The sequence below is a fragment of the Bradyrhizobium sp. OAE829 genome (assembly GCF_040546575.1).
Lineage (GTDB): Bacteria > Pseudomonadota > Alphaproteobacteria > Rhizobiales > Xanthobacteraceae > Bradyrhizobium.
In genome coordinates, this window is record NZ_JBEPOE010000001.1 from 7,358,409 (window position 1) to 7,378,359 (window position 19,951).

The 19,951-nt window shown below is 63.7% G+C and carries 21 protein-coding genes; 13 read left to right on the plus strand and 8 right to left on the minus strand.

Annotation, left to right across the window (positions count from 1 at the left end; genetic code table 11):
- The first annotated feature begins 7 nt into the window (after window positions 1-7).
- The 10 genes from ABIE49_RS35080 to ABIE49_RS35125 all read left to right on the plus strand — a co-directional run bounded on the left by ABIE49_RS35080 (window position 8) and on the right by ABIE49_RS35125 (window position 9,097).
- Window positions 8-526, plus strand: coding sequence for a DUF3305 domain-containing protein (locus tag ABIE49_RS35080; RefSeq protein WP_502915953.1), 519 nt, complete (start codon window positions 8-10; stop codon window positions 524-526).
- Entirely contained in the window at window positions 523-1,224 is a 702-nt protein-coding gene (locus tag ABIE49_RS35085; RefSeq protein ID WP_192734403.1) for a DUF3306 domain-containing protein, read from the plus strand. The genes ABIE49_RS35080 and ABIE49_RS35085 overlap by 4 nt, the downstream gene beginning before the upstream one ends.
- A 146-nt stretch (window positions 1,225-1,370) precedes the next feature.
- Window positions 1,371-2,183, plus strand: coding sequence for a Cro/CI family transcriptional regulator (locus tag ABIE49_RS35090; RefSeq protein WP_192734404.1), 813 nt, complete (start codon window positions 1,371-1,373; stop codon window positions 2,181-2,183).
- A 41-nt stretch (window positions 2,184-2,224) separates the two neighbouring features.
- Entirely contained in the window at window positions 2,225-2,449 is a 225-nt protein-coding gene (locus tag ABIE49_RS35095) for a hypothetical protein (RefSeq protein ID WP_192734405.1), read from the plus strand.
- Between the two features lie 13 nt (window positions 2,450-2,462).
- Window positions 2,463-5,429 carry a formate dehydrogenase subunit alpha gene (locus ABIE49_RS35100; RefSeq protein WP_192734406.1) on the plus strand — a complete coding sequence of 989 codons (2,967 nt, stop codon included), beginning with the start codon at window positions 2,463-2,465 and terminating at the stop codon, window positions 5,427-5,429.
- Between the two features lie 14 nt (window positions 5,430-5,443).
- A complete protein-coding gene (gene fdh3B / locus ABIE49_RS35105) occupies window positions 5,444-6,040 on the plus strand; it encodes a formate dehydrogenase FDH3 subunit beta (protein WP_192734407.1) in 597 nt (198 codons plus the stop codon).
- A gap of 77 nt (window positions 6,041-6,117) precedes the next feature.
- Entirely contained in the window at window positions 6,118-7,128 is a 1,011-nt protein-coding gene (locus ABIE49_RS35110; protein ID WP_192734408.1) for a formate dehydrogenase subunit gamma, read from the plus strand.
- 34 nt (window positions 7,129-7,162) lie between these two features.
- A complete protein-coding gene (locus ABIE49_RS35115; protein ID WP_192734409.1) occupies window positions 7,163-7,318 on the plus strand; it encodes a hypothetical protein in 156 nt (51 codons plus the stop codon).
- Between the two features lie 12 nt (window positions 7,319-7,330).
- A complete protein-coding gene (locus ABIE49_RS35120) occupies window positions 7,331-7,729 on the plus strand; it encodes a gamma-butyrobetaine hydroxylase family protein (protein WP_192734410.1) in 399 nt (132 codons plus the stop codon).
- Between the two features lie 54 nt (window positions 7,730-7,783).
- Window positions 7,784-9,097, plus strand: a complete 1,314-nt coding sequence (locus ABIE49_RS35125; protein ID WP_192734411.1) for a c-type cytochrome — start codon at window positions 7,784-7,786, stop codon at window positions 9,095-9,097.
- 68 nt (window positions 9,098-9,165) lie between these two features.
- Here ABIE49_RS35125 and ABIE49_RS35130 read toward each other — a convergent pair whose 3' ends face one another.
- Window positions 9,166-10,083, minus strand: coding sequence for a LysR substrate-binding domain-containing protein (locus ABIE49_RS35130; protein ID WP_192734735.1), 918 nt, complete (start codon window positions 10,081-10,083; stop codon window positions 9,166-9,168).
- Between the two features lie 101 nt (window positions 10,084-10,184).
- Here ABIE49_RS35130 and bla point away from each other — a divergent pair, with 101 nt between their 5' ends.
- Window positions 10,185-11,081, plus strand: a complete 897-nt coding sequence (gene bla, locus ABIE49_RS35135) for a class A beta-lactamase (protein ID WP_192734412.1) — start codon at window positions 10,185-10,187, stop codon at window positions 11,079-11,081.
- Between the two features lie 887 nt (window positions 11,082-11,968).
- Window positions 11,969-12,184, plus strand: coding sequence for a hypothetical protein (locus ABIE49_RS35140; protein ID WP_192734413.1), 216 nt, complete (start codon window positions 11,969-11,971; stop codon window positions 12,182-12,184).
- Window positions 12,185-12,207: 23 nt separating this feature from the next.
- On the opposite strand, the gene ABIE49_RS35145 is transcribed toward ABIE49_RS35140, so the two are convergent.
- The 6 genes from ABIE49_RS35145 to ABIE49_RS35170 form a co-directional block, all read right to left on the minus strand.
- Complete coding sequence (locus ABIE49_RS35145) at window positions 12,208-12,993, minus strand: ABC transporter permease (RefSeq protein WP_192734414.1); 786 nt, start codon at window positions 12,991-12,993, stop codon at window positions 12,208-12,210.
- Window positions 12,990-13,802, minus strand: a complete 813-nt coding sequence (locus ABIE49_RS35150) for an ABC transporter permease (RefSeq protein WP_192734736.1) — start codon at window positions 13,800-13,802, stop codon at window positions 12,990-12,992. Before ABIE49_RS35150 ends, ABIE49_RS35145 begins: the two co-directional genes overlap by 4 nt.
- Before the next feature lie 130 nt (window positions 13,803-13,932).
- A complete protein-coding gene (locus ABIE49_RS35155; RefSeq protein WP_192734415.1) occupies window positions 13,933-14,997 on the minus strand; it encodes an ABC transporter substrate-binding protein in 1,065 nt (354 codons plus the stop codon).
- Window positions 14,998-15,035: 38 nt separating this feature from the next.
- A complete protein-coding gene (locus tag ABIE49_RS35160; protein ID WP_192734416.1) occupies window positions 15,036-16,343 on the minus strand; it encodes an NAD(P)/FAD-dependent oxidoreductase in 1,308 nt (435 codons plus the stop codon).
- Window positions 16,344-16,356: 13 nt separating this feature from the next.
- The gene (locus tag ABIE49_RS35165; protein WP_192734417.1) at window positions 16,357-17,055 is read right to left on the minus strand and encodes an HAD family hydrolase; all 699 of its coding nucleotides are present in this window, start codon (window positions 17,053-17,055) and stop codon (window positions 16,357-16,359) included.
- 44 nt (window positions 17,056-17,099) lie between these two features.
- Window positions 17,100-18,221 carry an ABC transporter ATP-binding protein gene (locus ABIE49_RS35170; RefSeq protein ID WP_192734418.1) on the minus strand — a complete coding sequence of 374 codons (1,122 nt, stop codon included), beginning with the start codon at window positions 18,219-18,221 and terminating at the stop codon, window positions 17,100-17,102.
- Window positions 18,222-18,441: 220 nt separating this feature from the next.
- Between ABIE49_RS35170 and ABIE49_RS35175 the strand changes: the two genes are divergently transcribed.
- Window positions 18,442-19,389, plus strand: coding sequence for a LysR family transcriptional regulator (locus ABIE49_RS35175; RefSeq protein WP_192734419.1), 948 nt, complete (start codon window positions 18,442-18,444; stop codon window positions 19,387-19,389).
- A 12-nt stretch (window positions 19,390-19,401) separates the two neighbouring features.
- Here ABIE49_RS35175 and ABIE49_RS35180 read toward each other — a convergent pair whose 3' ends face one another.
- Window positions 19,402-19,950: a cupin domain-containing protein gene (locus ABIE49_RS35180; protein WP_192734420.1), complete on the minus strand. Its 549-nt coding sequence runs from the start codon at window positions 19,948-19,950 to the stop codon at window positions 19,402-19,404.
- Window position 19,951 lies beyond the last annotated feature (1 nt).

Below are 19,951 nucleotides of genomic sequence, written 5' to 3' on the forward strand. Positions count from 1 at the left end.
ATCGCGCATGGCGATGACCGCATCCCGCGAAGTGGGTGTGGTGGTGCGGCGCCGCGCCGTCGATAATCCATGGATCGATCATATGTGGTCGCCGGCGATGGTGCTCGACGAGGTGCCGGCAACCGCACCATGGACCGTGCTGTCCACTGAACCGGATGCGACGATGTATTACGCGGGCGCCGCCAGCATCGACCTGTTCAGTTCCGACACCGCCAATTACCGCGACAATCTCGCCGACGGCGAACCGCGCATCTGGGTCGCGCTGCGGCGACAGGCCGGCGGATCCGAACTCGAACTGACCAAGGTGACGGCCGATCCGACCGAAGGGGAGGCGATCTTCGAAAGCGGTTGCGACGTCATCGGCACCGTTCCGATGTCTCCGGAGATCGCGGCCTGGATCGCCGCCTTTGTCGACGAGTTTCATGTCGAGCGGGTGTTCCACAAACGCAAGCGCGATCGTGCCGGCGGCGAGCGCCAGCCCGGCCCAAAGGATCGCGGCCCGGACGAAGGGACAGGGCGCGCATGAGTGGTCAGGACCAGAGCGACGACAAAGGCTTTTTGGCGCGATGGTCGCAGCGTAAGCAGGAGGCCAAGGAAGAGATAAAGCAGCCCGAGCGCGAAGCGCCCGCTGCCGATGCCGAAATCGCTGCTGGTCCGGCGACCGAGGCCGAGGCTGAGAAGGAGGCTGTGCCGGAGTTCGATCTCTCCAGCCTGCCGTCGCTCGAGGAATTGACGTCGGAGACTGATATCACCGGCTTTCTGCGCAAGGGCGTTCCCGAACATCTGCGCAATGCGGCCTTGAGAAAATCCTGGGCGCTGGATCCCGCGATCCGTAACTACGTCAATCCTGCGCTGGAATACGCCTATGACTGGAACACGCCGGGCGGCGTGCCCGGCAACAGCGAACTCGGCGCGGGCATCGATATCGCACGGATGGTCACCCAGATCATGGGCACCGGCGAAGCGCCTGCCGAGCCGCCGGTTGCCGCCGAGGCCCCGACAGAGATCGCGAACGACGCTGAATCTTCCGGCCAGCCAAAGCCTGATCTGCCGGATCAACCGCTGAGATTGAGCGGTCAGTCGGAGCCCGCGGAGCCGAATCCTACGAGCGGCGAGGCGGAAGCCGGCCTCGAACCAGTGCAGCAATCAGTCTCCCTGCCTTCCGATTCTGTTGCACCGCAGCAGCCGGTGCGACGCCATGGCTCGGCAAAACCTCTTGTTTAGACAAAAGTTTTCGAGACATAGGCAAAGCCTATGATACAAATTTAGGACTGGAATAATTCCAGTTCTAAATTGTATGCCCGAATAAGAGGCATCGGACACAGGATACGGGACACTGGGCGTGAGGCTGGGGAGAAGTCGGGTTCACCATGCGTGACGCCGGACTGGAACAGGCAATCAGGGCAGCGGGTGGCGTCGCATCGTTAGCGCGAGCGATCGGCATTGCGCAGCCTTCGGTTTCATCATGGTCGCGGATTCCTGCCGAGCGGGTTCTCGCGGTCGAGGCTTTGACGCGTGTCGAGCGTTCCGTGCTTCGCCCCGATCTCTACGGATCATCCGAGGCTCAGGTGTCATCCCAGGTGCCATCCAACGTGTCATCGAAACCGGAAGTCGACGAGATCGATCAGCTGCGCGCCGCGGAATACGGCTTGCTGTCGCTGCTGCTCGGCAAGGCGCCGGACGCGGGCACGCTGGCGCGGGTCGCGAAATTGAAGGGCGACGCCTCCGATCTCGGCATGGCGCATGTCGAACTCGCCGCGGCCGCTTCAGCCGTGGACGACCGCGCCGCCAGCAAGGAATTCTTCGACCTGTTCATCGGGCTCGGGCGCGGCGAGCTGCTGCCCTATGCCTCCTATTACCTGACCGGCTTCCTGCACGAGCGCCCGCTGGCGCGCGTCCGCGAGGACCTGGACCTGCTCGGCATCGAACGTGCCGGCCCCTCGCGTGAGCCGGAAGACCACATCGCGATTCTGCTTGAGGTGATGGCAGGCCTGGCGCGCGGCGACTTCGAGGCGGAGTTCGCCGAACAGGCGCGCTTCTTCGACCGGCATCTCAAGCCGTGGGCGGCGCGGATGTTCGTCGATCTGGAGATGTCCGGGACCGCCAAATTCTACCGTGCCGTCGGCCGCGTCGGCCGCGTGTTTATGGAACTGGAAGCCGAGGCCTTCACGCTGTCCGAGTGACGTGCAAAGGCGACTGAACGTTTGAAGTGGAGGAGACCGCGATGAGCAAACCATCCGACAAGGCGCCGGCCGACAAGCTGCTCGATGCCAAGGGGCTCGATCGCCGTCGCTTGTTCATGATGGGCGGATCGGCAGTCGCTGCAGCAGCCGTAGTGCCGCTGGCGGGCAGCGAGGCGGTCGCCGACGAGTCGCAGGCCGAGCGCGTCAAGGCCCGCTACAAGGAAACCGATCACGTCAAGAATTTCTACCGCGTCAACCGCTATTGATGGGACCACGCACATGTTGATGAAGCGAAAAGACGGATCCGCAGGCAAGGCGCGTTTGCAGGGTGTCGCCGCCGGCCTGGCTTCGGGGGTTCTCGACCGCCGCTCGTTCCTGCGCCGGTCCGGCCTGGCTGCAGGCGCCGGCGCCGCCCTCGGCTTGATGCCGCTCGGTTCGGTGCGCAAGGCGGAGGCCGGTCCAAAGATCGTGGGCAAGCCGACGGAAATCAAAAAGAACATCTGCACGCATTGTTCGGTCGGCTGCACCGTGATCGCCGAAGTGCAGAACGGCGTCTGGGTCGGCCAGGAGCCGGCCTGGGACAGCCCGATCAACCGCGGCTCGCATTGCGCCAAGGGCGCGTCCGTGCGCGAAATCGTGCACGGCGACCGCCGCCTGAAATACCCGATGAAACTCGTCAACGGCGAGTGGCAGAAAATATCGTGGGACGTCGCCATCAACGAGATCGGCGACAAGATGCTGGAAATCCGCGCCAAGTCCGGCGCCGATTCCGTCTATCTGCTCGGCTCCGCGAAATTCTCCAATGAAGGCGGCTATCTGTTCCGCAAATTCGCGGCGTTCTGGGGCACCAACTCCATCGACCACCAGGCCCGCATCTGTCACTCCACCACCGTCGCCGGCGTCGCCAATACCTGGGGCTACGGCGCGATGACCAATTCCTACAACGACATGCGCAACTCGAAGACGATCGTCTTCATGGGCTCGAACGCCGCCGAAGCGCATCCGGTGTCGCTGCAGCACATCCTGACCGGCAAGGAGATCAACCGCGCCAACGTCTTCGTGCTCGATCCGCGCTTCACCCGGACCGCAGCCCACGCCACCGAATATGTGCGCTTCCGCAGCGGCACCGACATCGCTGTCATCTGGGGCATGCTGCACCACATCTTCGCCAATGGCTGGGAAGACAAGGAATACATCAAGCAGCGCGTCTACGGCATGGACCAGATCCGCGCCGAAGTCGCCAAGTGGACGCCGGAAGAGGTCGAGCGCGTCACCGGCATTCCCGGCGAACAGGTCAAGAAAGTCGCCGAGACCTTTGCGAAGCAGAAGCCGTCGGCGTTCGTCTGGTGCATGGGCGGCACCCAGCACACCGTCGGCACCGCCAACGTCCGCGCCTATTGCACCCTGCTGCTGGCGACCGGCAATGTCGGCACCTTCGGCGGCGGCGCCAACATTTTCCGCGGCCATTGCAACGTGCAGGGCGCCACCGATATCGGCCTCGATATCGTGACGCTGCCGCTCTATTACGGCCTCGTTGAAGGCGCCTGGAAGCACTGGGCGCGGGTCTGGGAGGTCGAATACGATTATCTGCAGGCGCGCTTCGACGAAGTGCCGGCGAAAGCGGGCCGTCCGGCCCGCACCCGCAAGCAGAACATGGAATTGCCGGGCATCCCGTGGACCCGCTGGTTCGATGCGACGCTGGCCAATCCTGATGATGTCGATCAACGCGACACCATCAAGGGCGTGGTCATCATGGGGCATGGCGGCAATACCATCCCGCGCATGACCGAGATGGTGAAGGGCCTCGAGAAGCTCGAACTGCTCGTGGTCGCCGATCCGCATCCGACCACGTTCGCGGCGATCTCGGAGCGCAAGAACGGCACCTACCTGTTGCCGGCCTGCACCCAGTTCGAAACTTCGGGCTCGCGCACCGCTTCCAACCGGTCGCTGCAATGGGGCGAGCAGATCGTCAAGCCGATCTTCGAATCCAAGGACGATTACGAGATCATCTACCTGCTTTCCAAGAAGCTCGGCTTCGCCGATCCGATGTTCAAGAACCTCAAGGTGGAGAATAACCGTCCGTCGCCGGAAGAGCTGTTGCGCGAAATCAACCGCGGCGGGTTCTCGACCGGCTATTCCGGCCAATCGCCGGAGCGTCTGAAGGCGCACATGAAGAACCAGGGCAAGTTCGACCTGGTGACCCTGCGCGCCAAGGCCGACGAGCCCGAAATCGGCGGCGACTATTACGGCCTGCCGTGGCCGTGCTGGGGCACGCCGGAGATCAAGCATCCGGGAACGCATACGCTCTACAACACCAACCTGCACGCCAAGGACGGCGGCGGTACGTTCCGGGCGCGGTTCGGCGTCGTCTATGAAGAGAAGCAGCCGGACGGTTCGGTGAAGAACGTCAACCTGCTGTCGGAAGGCTCCTACAGCAAGGGTTCGGAACTCACCGACGGCTATCCGGAGTTTACCTACGGCGTGCTGAAGAAGCTCGGCTGGGACAAGGATCTCACCGCGGCCGAACTGGCGACGATCAACAAGATCGGCGGCAACAATCCCGACGGTGTCGGCTGGGCCGTCGACCTGTCGGGCGGCATCATCCGCGTTACGCTCGAACATGGCGTGATGGCCTATGGCAACGGCAAGGCCCGCGCGGTGGCGTGGAATCTGCCGGATCCGGTGCCGGTCCATCGCGAACCGATCTACACCTCTCGCCCCGAACTCGTCGCCAAATACCCGACGCGCCCGGATGGCCGCCAGTTCCGGATGGCCAATCTCGGCTTCTCGGTTCAAAAGGCTGCGGTGGACAAAGGGCTTGCCAAGCAATTCCCGATCATCCTCACGTCAGGACGTCTGGTCGAATATGAAGGCGGCGGCGAGGAAACCCGGTCGAACAAATGGCTTGCCGAGTTGCAGCAGGACATGTTCGTCGAGGTCAACACATCGGATGCTGCCGAACGCGGCATCAAGGATGGGGGTTGGGTCTGGGTCTACGGCCCGGAGAACTCATCGAAGGCTCGGGTCAAGGCGCTGGTCACCGACCGCGTCGGCAAGGGCGTAGCCTTCATGCCGTTCCACTTCTCCGGCTGGTTCCAGGGTGTCGACCAGCGCAGCAAATATCCGAAGGGCGCCGATCCGATCGTGCTCGGCGAAAGCGTGAACGGGATCACAAGCTACGGCTACGATCCGGTCACCGGCATGCACGAGGGCAAAGTGACCCTGTGCCAGATTCAATCGGCGTGAGGGGAGAATAGATCATGGCTCGCGTCAAATTTCTCTGTGATGCCGACCGTTGCATTGAGTGCAACGCCTGCGTGACGGCCTGCAAGAACGAACATGAAGTGCCGTGGGGCATCAATCGCCGCCGCGTCGTCACCATCAATGACGGCAAGCCCGGCGAACGCTCGGTGTCGATGGCCTGCATGCATTGCACCGATGCGCCATGCGCCGCGGTTTGTCCGGTGTCGTGCTTCTACACCACCGCCGACGGCGTGGTGCTCCACTCCAAAGACCTGTGCATCGGCTGCGGCTATTGCTTCTACGCGTGCCCGTTCGGCGCGCCGCAATATCCGAAAGTCGGCAATTTCGGCTCGCGCGGCAAGATGGACAAGTGCACCTATTGCGCGGGCGGCCCGGAAGCGGACTCCAGCCCGGCCGAATACGCCAAGTACGGCGCCAATCGTCTGGCCGAAGGCAAGCTGCCGATTTGCGCCGAGATGTGCTCGACCAAGTCGCTGCTCGCCGGCGACGGCGCCATCATCGCCGAAATCTACAAGGAACGCGTGATGAAGCGCGGTTACGGTTCGGGCATGTGGGGCTGGAAAACGGCTTACGCGGATTCACCGACCGGCTGATGCCTTCGCCGTCGCGCGGCGCGCGGCGGCGCACATGTCACGAGAAACGGGCGAGAAATTAGGAAGGTCACGGGCCTATGCCAAGCTCTCTTTCACACCTCCGGGCGCTATGCGCCGCCATCGCGCTGCTGTTTGTGTTCGCGCATCCCGCCGCAGCGCAGCTGACGTTCAAGCCGACCGCTGAAGCCGTTCAGGAAGACCAACTCCTGAAAGCGTTGAAGGAGGGCGACAAGATCACCGGGCGGATATCGATCCCGGATACCATGGCCTCCAGCCTGATCCAGCCCGCGGGCCGCGACTGGCGCGATTTCCAGCGCAGCAAGCTGCCGATCATCGGCGGTATCGCCATCCTTGGAATGATCGCGCTGCTGGCGATCTTCCTGATGGTGCGCGGCCGGATTCGCGTCGATCACGGTTTTTCCGGCACCAAGATCCTGCGTTTTGCGAGCTTCGAGCGCTTCACCCATTGGCTGACGGCGAGCTGCTTCATCGTGCTGGCGCTGTCGGGCCTCAACATCAGCTTCGGACGGATCCTGATCATGCCGCTGTTCGGTGCCCAGGCATTTGCGACCATGTCGGGCTGGGCCAAGATCGCGCACGATTACCTGGCGTTTCCGTTCATGCTTGGCCTCGCGATCATGTTCCTGATCTGGATCAAGGATAACGTTCCCGGGAAGCTCGACTGGCAATGGCTGAAACAGGGCGGCGGCATCCTGCCCAACGGCAAGCATCCGCCGGCCAAACGATTCAATGCCGGACAGAAAGGCATTTTCTGGATCGTGATCATCGGCGGCGTGCTGATGTCGGTGTCGGGCTGGTACATGCTGTTCCCGTATCTTCCGGGCAATGTCACGGCGTTGCAGTTCTGGACCGTGATCCACGCCGTGATCGCGATGCTCTTCATCGCGGCCATGCTGGCCCACATCTATATCGGTTCGGTCGGGATGGAGGGCGCGTTCGATGCGATGGGCACCGGCGAGGTCGACCTCAACTGGGCCAAGGAGCATCACGCGCTCTGGGTCGCGGAGGAGCAGGCCAAGGGCCGCGCCCCGTCGAAAGATGGCACGCACGCCGTGCCGGCCGAATGACGATGCGAGTACAGAACAGTTCGAGGGAAATACGATGAAGAGCTTTCTGGCGGCTTTGGCGTTTGCGGCGATCGCCGCGTTCTGTGTGTCGTCCGTGCTCGACACCATTCAGCAGTCGAGTTCGGTTGCCTATACGACCAGCGGGGCGAGGGTCGGTGATCCCGGCAAGAATCTGATCGGCCCGAACTGATTTTTGGTTCGGATGTTGAACGCGCCCAAGGAAGTTAAGGCAGTTGCGGCGTGGCCGGTGGAAATCCGGCTGGTGAAGGACCGCCGCGCCCTTCACGTCACCTTTGACGACGGTGCGGATTTCAACCTGTCGGCCGAACTGCTCCGGGTGACCAGCCCGTCCGCCGAGGTGCAGGGGCATTCCGAAGCGCAACGCAAGACGGTCGGCGGCAAGCGCAACGTGACCATTCTCTCCGTCGATCCCGTCGGCAATTACGCCGTGCGGCTCGGCTTCGACGACATGCACAACACCGGCATCTACTCCTGGGCGTTCCTGCACGATCTCGGCATCAACGCCGAGCGGCGCTTTCAGGATTATCTCGACGAGCTCCAGGCCAAGGCCCTCGACCGCGACAGACCGGGCATGCGCTGACAACTTCCTCCGCTGCCTTGACGGCGACACCATCGGACGAAACGATGGCCGCGAATGCTCCGTGCTCTCACCATCCGTCGCCTCGTAGCGCTGACCTGGACCGCTTTGCTGGTCCTGCCGGCGCTTGGAACCAGCGCCGCCCAGGCGCAGTTGCGCGGCCATGGCGGGCCGGTGCGGGCCTTGGCGATTTCACCCGACGGTGCGAGCGCCATTTCAGGCAGCTTCGATTCAACCGCGATCCGCTGGTCGCTGACATCGAATGCGGCCGAGCAGGTGCTCCGTTTCCACGCCGACGCCGTCAATGCGGTGGCGTTGCTCCGCGATGGTCGGGCCGCGACCGCGGGCGCCGATGGCCGCATTGCGATCTGGACCGCCGGAAAAACCCGCCCCGATGCGGTGCTGGAAGGCCACACCGCGCCGATCGCAGCCCTTGCGGTTTCGTCCGACGGTGCAACATTGGCCTCCGTGTCGTGGGATCAAACGGTGCGCCTGTGGCCGCTCGCGGGCGGCGCCCCGCGCGTGCTGGAAGGGCATACCCAGAACGTCAACGGCGTCGCCTTCGCGCCCGACGGCCGCACCCTGGTCAGCGTCAGCTATGATCAGAACGTTCGCATCTGGCCGCTGGCGGGCACGTCGCCGCCATCAGTCATTGCGATGCCGACCCCGCTCAACGCGGTGGCGATTGGCCGTGACGGCGAAATCGCGGCCGGAGGCGCCGACGGCAGACTGTATTTTCTGGGCAGCGACGGTGCGCGCGCCGGTGACGTTGAAACCGGCCCGAGGCCGGTGATCTCGATGGCGATCTCGCCCGACGGCGCGTGGGTCGCAGCCGCCGGTATTGGCGGCGCGGTCGCGGTGATCGATCGCAAGACGCGCAATCTCGCGCGCACATTGGTAGGTCCGGGGCTGCCGGTCTGGTCGGTGGCGTTTCTGCCTGACAGTCGAACGCTGCTCACCGGCGGTGCTGACAGCAGCATCCGCCGCTGGAACGCGGTGACCGGAGAACCCGTCGATCCCTTGCTGTTTGAACACACCGCGGACCCACTGGCCGCGTATGCCGGCGACCGCGGCGCGGATATTTTTCGTGCCTGCGTCGCCTGCCATACGCTCGGCGCCGATCAGGCCAACCGGGCAGGGCCGACGCTGGCCGGTCTGTTCGGCCGGCGCATCGCGACCTTGCCGGGATATGATTTTTCCGACGCGCTCAAGCGGCTCGATATCGTCTGGACGCCGGAGACGGTTTCGAAATTGTTCGAGATCGGGCCCGCGGCCTACACGCCCGGCACCAAGATGCCCGAGCAGCGAATTGGCTCCGAACATGACCGTGCCGCCCTGGTGCAGTTCCTCGAGCGCGCCACGAAGCGGTAGAGAACACTATAGCGCGCCTTGCCGCCGGAGGACCGCGGCCGCAGGGCCAACAAGCGGCCTGCGCACTACTATCGGCTACGGGTATTCCGGGCCGGCGCTTCCGTTTTCGCTGCGATCGTTTCCAGCAACCAACCCTTGAACGAGAGCATCGCAGATGATGGCTGCCGGGAATGCAGCGACGTAATCCAGTAGTCGCCGAGCGTCACTTCGGTCTTGAACGGACGTACCAGTCGCCGCTCGCGGACCTCGTCCCGAAACATCTCCGCCGGCAACAACGCAACACCGGTACCGCGCGCTGCAACGCTTGCGATCGTGATCGATGAGTCGAACACCATTCCCTTGATGACGGGACTAAGCAGTCCCGCCGCGGCAAACCAGCGCGACCATTCGTCCTGTCGATAGGAACGCAGCAGCACCTCGCGTTTGAGATCGGCCGGCCGGCTCAGCCTCCGGGCCAGTGCCGGCGCGCAGAACGGGGTAAACGACGCCCCCACCAGGCGGGTCGCGTCGGTACCGTGCCAGAGGCCGTCGCCAAACCTGATGGCGTAATCGAGGCCTTCGCCCGCTATGTCGACGCGATTATTGTTGACGAAAAGACGCAAGTCGATCCGCGGATGCGCCTTCCTGAAAGAGTCGAGCCGCGGCAGCAGCCATCCCGACGCGAAGGTGCCGACGACGCCGATCGTGATGACGTCCTGGTAGCGACCGTCTTCAAAACGATTGACCGCTTCGTTGAGCCGCCCGAAAGCCTCGACGATGCTGGGCAGCAGCGCTTGTCCTTCGTCGGTCAGCGCGACGCCGCGCGGTAACCGGCGAAACAGCTGCGCGCCAAGCCTGTCCTCCAGCGCTTTCACCTGCTGACTGACGGCGGCCTGCGTCACGCGGAGTTCAAGGCCGGCACGTGTGAAACTCAGGTTGCGCGCCGTCGCCTCAAAGGCCCGTAATGCATTCAGCGGAAGGTGTGAAAGCTTCGTCCTGCGGCGCATTCGTTCGACCCTAGTTTTTCTAATGCCTGCATTCAAAACTGATCGTTTGTCAAGACAGGGCCTTCTGGGCACGTTCCCGCCCGCAACCCGGAGGGATTCGAATGATCAGCAGGAGACAGTTTCACCTTGGTTTCGGCGCAGCACTGATAGCCGCTGATCTGAGCGGCTTGCCAAAAGCGGCACGCGCAGCGGCCACGGATCAACGTCTGATCGCCGAGATCAAGCGTCTGGAGAGCGAGAGCGGTGGCCGGCTCGGCGTTTGTGTGCTGGAGACGGCAACCGGTGCGCGCCATGTCCACCGGGGCGACGAGCGTTTCCCGATGTGCAGCACATTTAAAGCGCTGGCGACCGCGGCGGTTCTGGCGCGGGTGGATGCCGGGAAGGAGCAATTGACGCGGCGCATAACCTTCGACGCATCAGCAATCGTGGTGAATTCGCCGGTAACTGAAAAGCACACCGGGGGCGATGGCATGACGCTCGCCAAAATTTGCGACGCGGCGATGACACGGAGCGACAACACGGCCGGCAACCTGCTACTCGCCAGCATCGGCGGACCTCCGGGGTTGACTGCCTTCGCGCGAGGGCTCGGCGATCAGGTCACGCGGCTGGACCGGAATGAACCTTCGCTCAACCAGGCGCTGCCCGACGACCCCCGCGATACCACGACACCGAATGCGATGGCTTCGAACTTCGAGAAGCTCGTCCTTGGGACTGCGTCGCTGTCGGCTGCGTCGCGCGAGCAATTGACGGCATGGTTGGTTGCCAACAAGACCGGCGACACACGATTACGCGCAGGGTTTGCGAAAGGCTGGCGTGTCGGCGACAAGACCGGCGCCGGTGACCATGGCACGAACAATGACGTTGCTGTGGTGTGGCCTCCCGACGGCGCCCCTATCATCGTCGCGGCCTATCTGACGGGCGCCAAGGTTCCCAGCACGCAACAAAACACCACCATCGCCTCGATCGCGCGCGCCGTCTCGGCGATGAGACCGGGCTAGGTGCGTGATGAGATTAGGTCGAGTAGCAGCGGCGAAGGGACTGCGCTCCCTCTCCCGCTTGCGGGGAGGGCTGGGGTGGGGGTCTGTCCACACGATGCGCTCTCCCAGAGGATAGACCCCCACCCGCCGCGCTCTTCGAGCGCGTCGACCTCCCCCGCAAGCGGGAGAGGTGCAGCGGGTCTGCCGCCGGACCGACTCAAACTAGAATCATCATGCTCTAGGTGCGGAATGCCGGCAAATCTCTCAGCGAAAACGACTGGCGCGCTATCGATGACCGTCGTCGCCGTTTGCCTTGTGATGCCGAGTTCGCTTCCATCGCTTGCGTCGGACCGGACATTCACCAAGCGACCCGCGTTCTCGGAGGCGGACCAGCCTGCGCGATTGGCCGCCGAGTGCAGAGAGGTGAGGCCGATGTCGGATGGCGTTCCGGAGCTCGACTACCGGATCGATCTTTCCGTAGCCGGCAGTCTCACGGCGGTGAAGACAGATGGAGTGTTGTGGTATCTCGTGCTGTGTTCTCCGCCCGATGTCCGGATCATGTGCGTGACCTACCAGTCCAATGGCATGGAGACCGGTGACAGGATAATTGTGAGAGGCGGATACCGACGACGCGATGCCGATCACGTCCTCCTGGATCCCTGTTTGGCAACAAGGCCGGAGCCATGATCTCGTCCTTCAGCGAAATCTGTCATGGCGCTGGCGGCAACGGGGCCCAGTGCAGCGTATCGTTCCGAACAGGAGGACCGTGCCGCTTTGGTACAATTCCCCCGGCGCGCCGCGAAGCGGTAGAGAAAGCGTGAACGCTGTCTGTGATTCAGTTCACATCCGCGCTGCGGGCCTCACGCTAAGGGACAGACGGGGTGGGCTTCTCCTAACGGAGGTTTGCCATGAACCGTTTGATGCTTTCTGGATTCATTGCAGTCGCCATTCTAGCTGCCGCGATCTCCATGCTGCCCTCGCACTCGCTTTGGGGCCATCGCGCCACCGGGACAACCGGTCTGGCGTCACCGCCGCAACATTCCTCTTCGACCGCCGCGAACAAGCTCCCGATCGAGGAGTTCGAGGATATGTCGATGGTCTTCTCGCACCCGCCGAAACGCTGACGGCGACGGTCGACCTTACGCAGTCAGCCGCTCTTCTTCGGCCGGGTGCTGGCGATCAGCACCAGCAGGAACGAGGCTGCGGTCATCAGCGTGCTGATTGCGGCGATCGTCGGATCGATCTCGTCGCGCAGCGCGGTGAACATCCGCTTTGTCAGCGGCTGATACTGGCCGCCTGATATGAACAGGCCGACCACGGTCTCGTCCATCGCCGAGATGAAGGCGAAGATCGCTCCCGTCAGCACGCTGGCCTTGATCTGTGGCAGCGTGACGGCAAAGAAACTGCGCAAGCGGTTCATGCCGAGGCTGCGCGCCACCATCTCCTGCGCCGGGTCGAAGCTCTGCAGGCCCGCGACCACGGACGTGATGACATAGGGCAGGCCGAGCATGACGTTGGCGAGCACCAGTCCCGACATCGTCGCCACCAGCCCAACTTTGGCATAGACAAAGAAGATGCCGACCGCGGTGATGATGATCGGCACCACCAAAGGCAACATCAGCATCATGTGGACGATGCGCATGAGGCGCATTTTCGAGTTGCTGATGGCGTAGGCGGCGGCGACGCCGAGCGGCGTTGAGATCAGGACGGTGAGGGCGGCGACTGCAAAGGTGACGCGGGTCGCCTGCATCCAGGCCGCATTGCCGATATACTCCTCGTACCAGCGCAGCGACAGCGACGGCGGCGGGAAGGTCAGGAAGCGGGTGCTCGAAAACGACATCGGCACGATGATCAGCACCGGCAGGATCAGATACAGCAGCACCAGCGCGCAGAACACGACGAAGACGATGCGGGGGAGCGAGAACGTCTTCATTTTTGCCCCAGGATGCGGTCGAGCGGAATGAACCGGCCGACGATGAGGAAAATGACGAGAACGCTGAGCAGCAGCACCACACCGACGGCGCTTGCGGCGCCCCATTGGTCGTAGAGTTCGACATTGCGGCTGACCAGCAGCGACACCATCACGGTACGGCCGCCGCCGAGCAGTTCGGGCGTGATATAGAAGCCGAGACACAGCACGAACACCAGCGTGGTGCCCGCGAGCACGCCGGGCAGCGACAGCGGCAGGAAGATCCGCCAGAACGTATGCGACGGACTGCCGCCGAGGCTGGCGCCCGCCTGCATCAAATCGTGCGGGATCTTCTGCATGGTGGCGTAGAGCGGCAGCACCATGAACGGCAGCAGGATATGCACGGTCGCCACGACAGTGCCGAACGTGTTGTGCACCAGCGCCAGCGGCTCGTCGATAATCCCCAAATATTGCAGGAACTGGTTGACCACCCCGGTCCGCTGCAGCAGCGCCAGCCAGGCATAGGCGCGCACCAGGACGCTGGTCCAGAACGGCAGGATCACGAGCGCCAGAATAAATACGCTCCATCCCTTCGGCACCACGCTGGCGGCATAGGCGATCGGATAGCCGAGCAGCAGCGCCAGCAGCGTCACCAGCAGGCTGATCTGGAAGGTCAGCGAGAAGCTGCGCCAGTAGATGGCTTCGCTGAAGATGCGGCGATAGTTCTCCAGCGTGAAGCCGTCATGATAAATCGACTGCCAGGCGAGCCAGCCTACCGGGAGCACGATCAAGAGCAGGATCACCAGCAGCGCCGGCGACGCCAATGCCAGCATCAGGCCCTGTTCGCGGCGATGGTGACGCAACGAGAGGTCTGGTGTGGAATGGGTCAAAGCCGTTTTCCTGTCATTGCCGGATGGCAGGAGCGGGGCGCGTCGGCCGAACCCCGCTCCGGATTATTCTCGCCTATTTCTGCACGAACGAGACCCAGCGCTTCTCGGCGGCTTCGCCGTCCGGCGACGCCCACCAGGCGTAGGACATCAGCGCCTGCTTCTTGGCGTTGTCGGGCGCGCTCGGCAGCTGCGCGACGCGCTCCGGCTTGACCACGCCGGTATCGAACGCCTTCGGGTTCGCCGGGCCGTAATCGATGTGCAGCGGCAGATTGGCCTGATGGACGGGATCGACGGCCTCGTTGAGGAACTTGACCGCCGTCGCCAGATTCGGCGCGCCCTTGAGGATACAGAGCGAGGTGCTCTGCAGGATGCCCTGATTATAAGTATAGGCGACCTTGGCGCCTTCCTTGGTCAGCGCGCTGACGCGGCCGTTCCAGGCCATCACCATGTCGACCTCGCCGTCGTTCAGGAGCTGCGCGGATTGCGCGCCCGAGGTCCACCACACCGTGATGTTGGGCTTGATCTCCTCGAGCTTCTTGAAGGCGCGGTCGACGTCGAGCGGATAGAGCTTGTCCGGCGCGACGCCGTCGGCCATCAGTGCCGCTTCCAGCGTCGCAATGGGGTGGTTGCGCAGTGCGCGGCGGCCGGGGAATTTCTTCACGTCCCAGAAGTCGGCCCAGCTGTTCGGCGTAGCCCCTTCCGGATATTTCTTCTGGCTGTAGGCCAGAACGCTGGAATAGAACTCGTACGCCACCGAATAAGCGTTGCGATAGGCTTCCGGCATCGCGGCCGCGTTGGGGATTTTCGAGAAGTCGAGTTTTTCGATCAGCCCCTGTTCGCCGCCGCGCAGGCAATAGCCGGTCGGCACGTCGACCACGTCCCAGATCGGCTTGCCGCTCGCGACCTGCGATTTGATGACTGGCCAGGCATCGGGAATGCTGTCCTGGTTGATGGTGATGCCGAGCTTCTTGGCCGAGGGGTCGAGGATCGCAACTGTCTGCGCCTTCTGGTAGGCACCGCCCTGCGACACGAAGGTGATCTGCTCGGCGGCGTTGGCCGCGATGCTGGTTGACGCGAACAGCCCGAGCGCCGCGCCGAACAACGCGCGTCCTAATCCTGTGTTGGATGCAACTGCCATCTTCCGTTCCCTCCTGTTATGACCGGGCTTGGTCTTTGCTATTGCCCGATCGCGTCCAAAAACTGGTACCAGCCGGCCACCATTCGGACGGCCGGTTCACGCAGCGGATAAAATGGAATGACCTTGAGGCGGCTGGCATCGAGCAGGCCGACATCCGGCTGCTCGCCGCGCACGAAGGCCGCGAGGTAACGCCCCATCAGGCTGGACATCGCGACGCCGGCGCCGTTGTAGCCCATCGAGAACAGGGTGTGGTCGTCGAGCCGGCCGATATGCGGCATGGAATCCAGCGTCATGCCGACGAGGCCCGACCATTTGAACCCCAGCGGCGTGTCGTTCAGTTCCGGGAAGATGCCGACCATGGCCTTGCGCAGCGCATCGAAGGCGGCTTCCGAATCCTGTTTGCCGAAGGCGCCGCGGCCGCCGAAGATCACGCGGTCGTCGACCATGCGGAACCAGCGCATCATGCGCTTGGTCTCGGTATAGGTTCGCCCTGATGGCATCAGGCTGCCAGCGAGGTTATGCGGCAGCCGCTCGGTGGCGATGATGGCGCTGCGGAACGGCACCAGCGTGTGCTGCATGTGGCGCGTCGCGTCGGTCAGGTCGGAATAGCTGTTGGTGGCGATGATGACTTGCCGCGCGCGCACCGCGCCTTCGGGTGTTTCGACAATGGAAAGCCCGTTCTCGCGCCGTATCCGCAGCGCCGGGCTTTCCTGATAGATCGCGACACCGCGCGCCGCGAGCCCTTCGGCGAGGCCATGCAGGTAATTCAGCGGATGGATGCCGCCGGAACCCGGATTGAGCACGCCGCCGACGAACGCCTTTGAGCCGGTTTCCTCGCGCACCTCATGGGCGTCGAGGATCCGGACATCGGCATCGCCCATCTCGCGCTTCATCCATTCGGCTTCGTCGATCGCAACTTTAAACGTCGCCTGGTTGTGCGCGGCCTTGACCTGTCCGGTTCGCGTCAGCCGCGCGGCGGTGATGCCGAATTCCGAAACCAGTTCCTCGACGATCTCGGTCGATTCATACGCGATCTCGTACATGCGCTTGGCCATCGCGCGGCCATGGGCCGCAGCGATGCCGCGGAACGATTGCCTGAATTTTGCGGTGATGACGCCGCCATTACGGCCGCTGGCGCCCCAGCCGGGACGGTTGGCTTCGAGCACGACAGGCACGAGGCCGCTTTTGGCGATGTGATGCGCGGCGGAGAGCCCGGTATAGCCGGCGCCGATGATCACGATTTCGGCCTGAACCTCGCCCGACAACACGGGAAAGGTCCGCAACGGCGTCGTCGTGCTCGCCCACAGCGAGTTCGCCGATGCCATTGGGGTCCAGGCTTGTGCCATCGCCGCGCGCCCCTCAGTGCCCGACCGCCGCGTCGGCGAAGGCCTTCATGGTGGCGAAATGAAAATCGGGTTTTGTCAGTTCGGGCACTTCGGGCGTGCCGCCGAATCCCGCCATGCCCTGGCGGCGCTCGATCCAGCACACTTTATAACCGAGCTTGCGCGCGATCCCGATATCGTGGTGCTGGCTCTGCGCCACATGGAGAATGTCGGACTGCTTGTAGCCGAAGGCCGACTGCCGCCCTTTATTATAGGCGAAGAATTCCGGGTTCGGCTTGGCGACGCCGGTCTCGTCGGCGCAGACGCTGTCATCGAAGGGGTCGCCGAGCGCGTGGGCGTAACAGGACAGCGCGACACGGTCGGCGTTGGTCATCGCCACCAGCCGGAATTTGGTGCGCAGCCGCTTCAGCGCCTCGACCGAATCCGCAAACGGCTGCCAGCGCAGCACCGCCAGCTGGAAGGAATCGCAGGCCGCATCATCGGCCGGCAGCCCGAGTTCCTTGGCGAGGTAGCGATAGACGTCGAACATCACTTCGCTCGAGCGCTCCGGATGCGCGTCGCGGCCGCGCTTGTAGGAGGCAAAGATCTTGTCGTCGCTGAGCTCGGCGGCGCTTCTTCCGGATATCTTGCGGACGGCATCGAGCACGCCGGTTTCGAAGTCGATCAGGGTGCCGACGACATCGAAAGTGAGAACCTTGAAATTGCTGAACGACATGGGCGTTTCTTCTCTGGTGTTGGAACTGGGTTGGTGGTGGACGTTCATTCCGGTGCTTTCGGCACGATGATCGTGTCCTCCGGGTGAAGGGTCACGGTGAGGGGGCCGCCGACGGGCGGGATGCGGCGATAGGCTTCGTGATGGCTCGGCTGGCGCAGGCTGAGCGCGGTGCCGTCGGGCAGGGCAATAAAAATGCGCAGGCTTTCGCCCTGGTAGACGACGTCGGTGACGGTGCCGGTCAGCCGGTTGAGCGCTGCATTATCAGCGCCGTCGTCGATCAAGAGCTTTTCGCTGTGCACCGCCAGCATCAGCGCCTCGCCGTTCGGGACCGGCCTTGCGCTACGCAGGGTGGCGGGGCCCAGCGCCACGTTGCCGGCATCGATGCGGCGGACCGGCAACAGGCTCGCCTCGCCGATGAAACTCGCGACGAAGGAATCCGCGGGATGGTCGTGCAGCCGCGCGGGCTGGTCGATCTGGATCAGGCGGCCGTCCTTGAGAATGGCGACGCGGTCGCTCATCGTCAGCGCCTCGCGCTGGTCGTGGGTGACGTAGATGATGGTGGCGCCGATGCGCTTGTGGAGCTGGCGCAGCTCGATCTGCATCGATTCCCGCAGCTGCTTGTCGAGCGCGGAAAGCGGCTCGTCCATCAGGATCAAACGCGGCTCGAAGATCATCGCGCGTGCCAGCGCCACGCGCTGGCGCTGGCCGCCGGAGAGTTGCGCCACGCCGCGTTCTTCGTAACCGGCGAGGCCGACCATCGCCAGCGCGCCGCGCACTTTCGCGGGCCAATCGGCCTTCGGCAGCCGCCGTGCGCGCAGCGGGAAGGCGACGTTCTCTCCGACGCTCATATGCGGAAACAGCGCGTAGTTCTGGAACACGACGCCGATGTTGCGCTTGTGCGGCGGCTCCAGCGTGACGTCGCGCTCGCCGAAATGGATCGAACCTGATGTCGGCTGGATGAAGCCGCCGAGCAGGCCGAGCAGGGTGGTCTTGCCGGATCCGGATGGCCCGAGCAGCGAGACGAACTCGCGCGGCGCGACGTTCAGCGTGACATTGTCGAGCGCCACGACAGCACCATAGTGCTTGCTCGCGGATTTGATTTCGACGCTTTCACCACCGCTGCCCAATGAACGACCTTCCTGTTGCGCTTCGCCGCTGGCCCGCATGAATGCGGCTTCCCGGCGCCCCTGCCGCAAGGCCAAGGGGGATGAACTGGCATGATCTCAATTTATAGGCGGACGCTTCCCGCGCGACAGGGGCGATCTCCCCGACCGCAGTTTGCTCGGAATGCTCCGCTTCCCGGCAGGCCTCCTTGACCGGCAAGGCAATCAAAATTAGGCCCGCCGGGCAATTGCCAAATTATCACTTGCGTCATAATCTGAAGTTATGCCTGAGCTTCGCCGGATGCTGCCCTCCAGCAATGCGCTGTTCGTCTTCGACGCCGCCGCGCGCAACGGCAGCTTCACGGCGGCGGCGGCCGAGCTGAACGTGACCCAGCCGGCGGTGAGCCGGATGCTCGGACGGTTCGAGGATTACCTCGGGGTCCGCCTGTTCGACCGCACTGCCGGCGGCGCTGTCCTGACGGAAGAAGGCGAGCTGCTTTATCGCCGCGTCACCGACGGTTTTCGCAGCATCGAGAGCGGCCTGGTCGAGATCGAGCGGCGGCGCCGGGGCACCGAAACCGTCACGCTGTCGGTCTCCTCGGCCTTCACCAACCATTGGCTGATGCCGCGCATCGACAAGCTGCAGCGCGCGTTTCCGAACGTCGACCTCCGGTTCCAGTTGATCTCGGGCTCACTGCGCGGCGCCGTCGAGAACGTCGATGTCGGCATGCGGTTTCGCGATCAGGACGACCCTGAGACCAACGGCGCCCTGGTCATGAAGGAAGTCATGCTGCCGATCTGCAGCCCCGGCTATCGCGACACCAATGTTTCGCGCAAGGCTGCCGAAGGGCGCACCATCATCAAGCTGGCCGACACGCCCGAAGACTGGGTGCTGCAATATCCGGGCGCGCTCACCGGCGCATCAGGTCCGGCCAAGGCGCTGAGCTTCTCGGATTACGCGGTGGTGGTGCAGGCGGCGCTGCTCGGGCAGGGCGTGACGCTCGGCTGGATCACCGTCGTCGCGCATTGGCTGCTGACCGGTGCGCTGGTGCCGGCGTCCGCAAAACTCGTCAGCACGCGCCGGGTCTGCGAACTCGTCACGCCGCGAAACCGGCCGATCCGCCCCGTTGCCGTCGAGATCAGGGACTGGATCATTGCGCAAATGCGCAGCGACATCGTGGCGATCGACAAGCTTTACCCGCGCCTGAAACTGATGGCGGCGAGCTATTGATGTTGCCCGCGCTCAGAATGTCGGCGGCGTGCAGGCGCTGATCACTTCGCACGGCTTGGCGCCGACGCAGCGAAACCGGTGCGGCCGGCGGCTCTCGAAATAATAGGCGTCGCCGGGCCCGAGGATGCGGCGTTCGCTGTCGACCGTCACTTCCAGCCGGCCCGAGAGAATGATGCCGCCTTCCTCGCCGTCGTGCACCAGCGGAATGCGTCCGGTGTCGCCGCCGGGCTCATAGCGCTCTTTCAATATCTGCAAGCTGCGGCCGAACAGATTGTCGCCGACCTGGCGAAACGAGATCTTGCCCTTGCCGATCTCGCTCAGTTCGTCGGCGCGGTAAAACGCCGTGCGCGGCTGGTCGGGTTCGAGGGCGAAAAACTCCGCCATGCCCATCGGGATGCCGTCGAGAATGCGCTTCAGCGCGCCGACGGACGGGTTCATCTGGTTGGATTCGATCAGCGAGATCGTCGAGTTGGTCACCCCCGAACGCTTGGCGAGTTCACGCTGCGAAATCTTGTTGCGGGCGCGAACGAAGCGTAACCGTTCGCCGACATCTATGCTCATC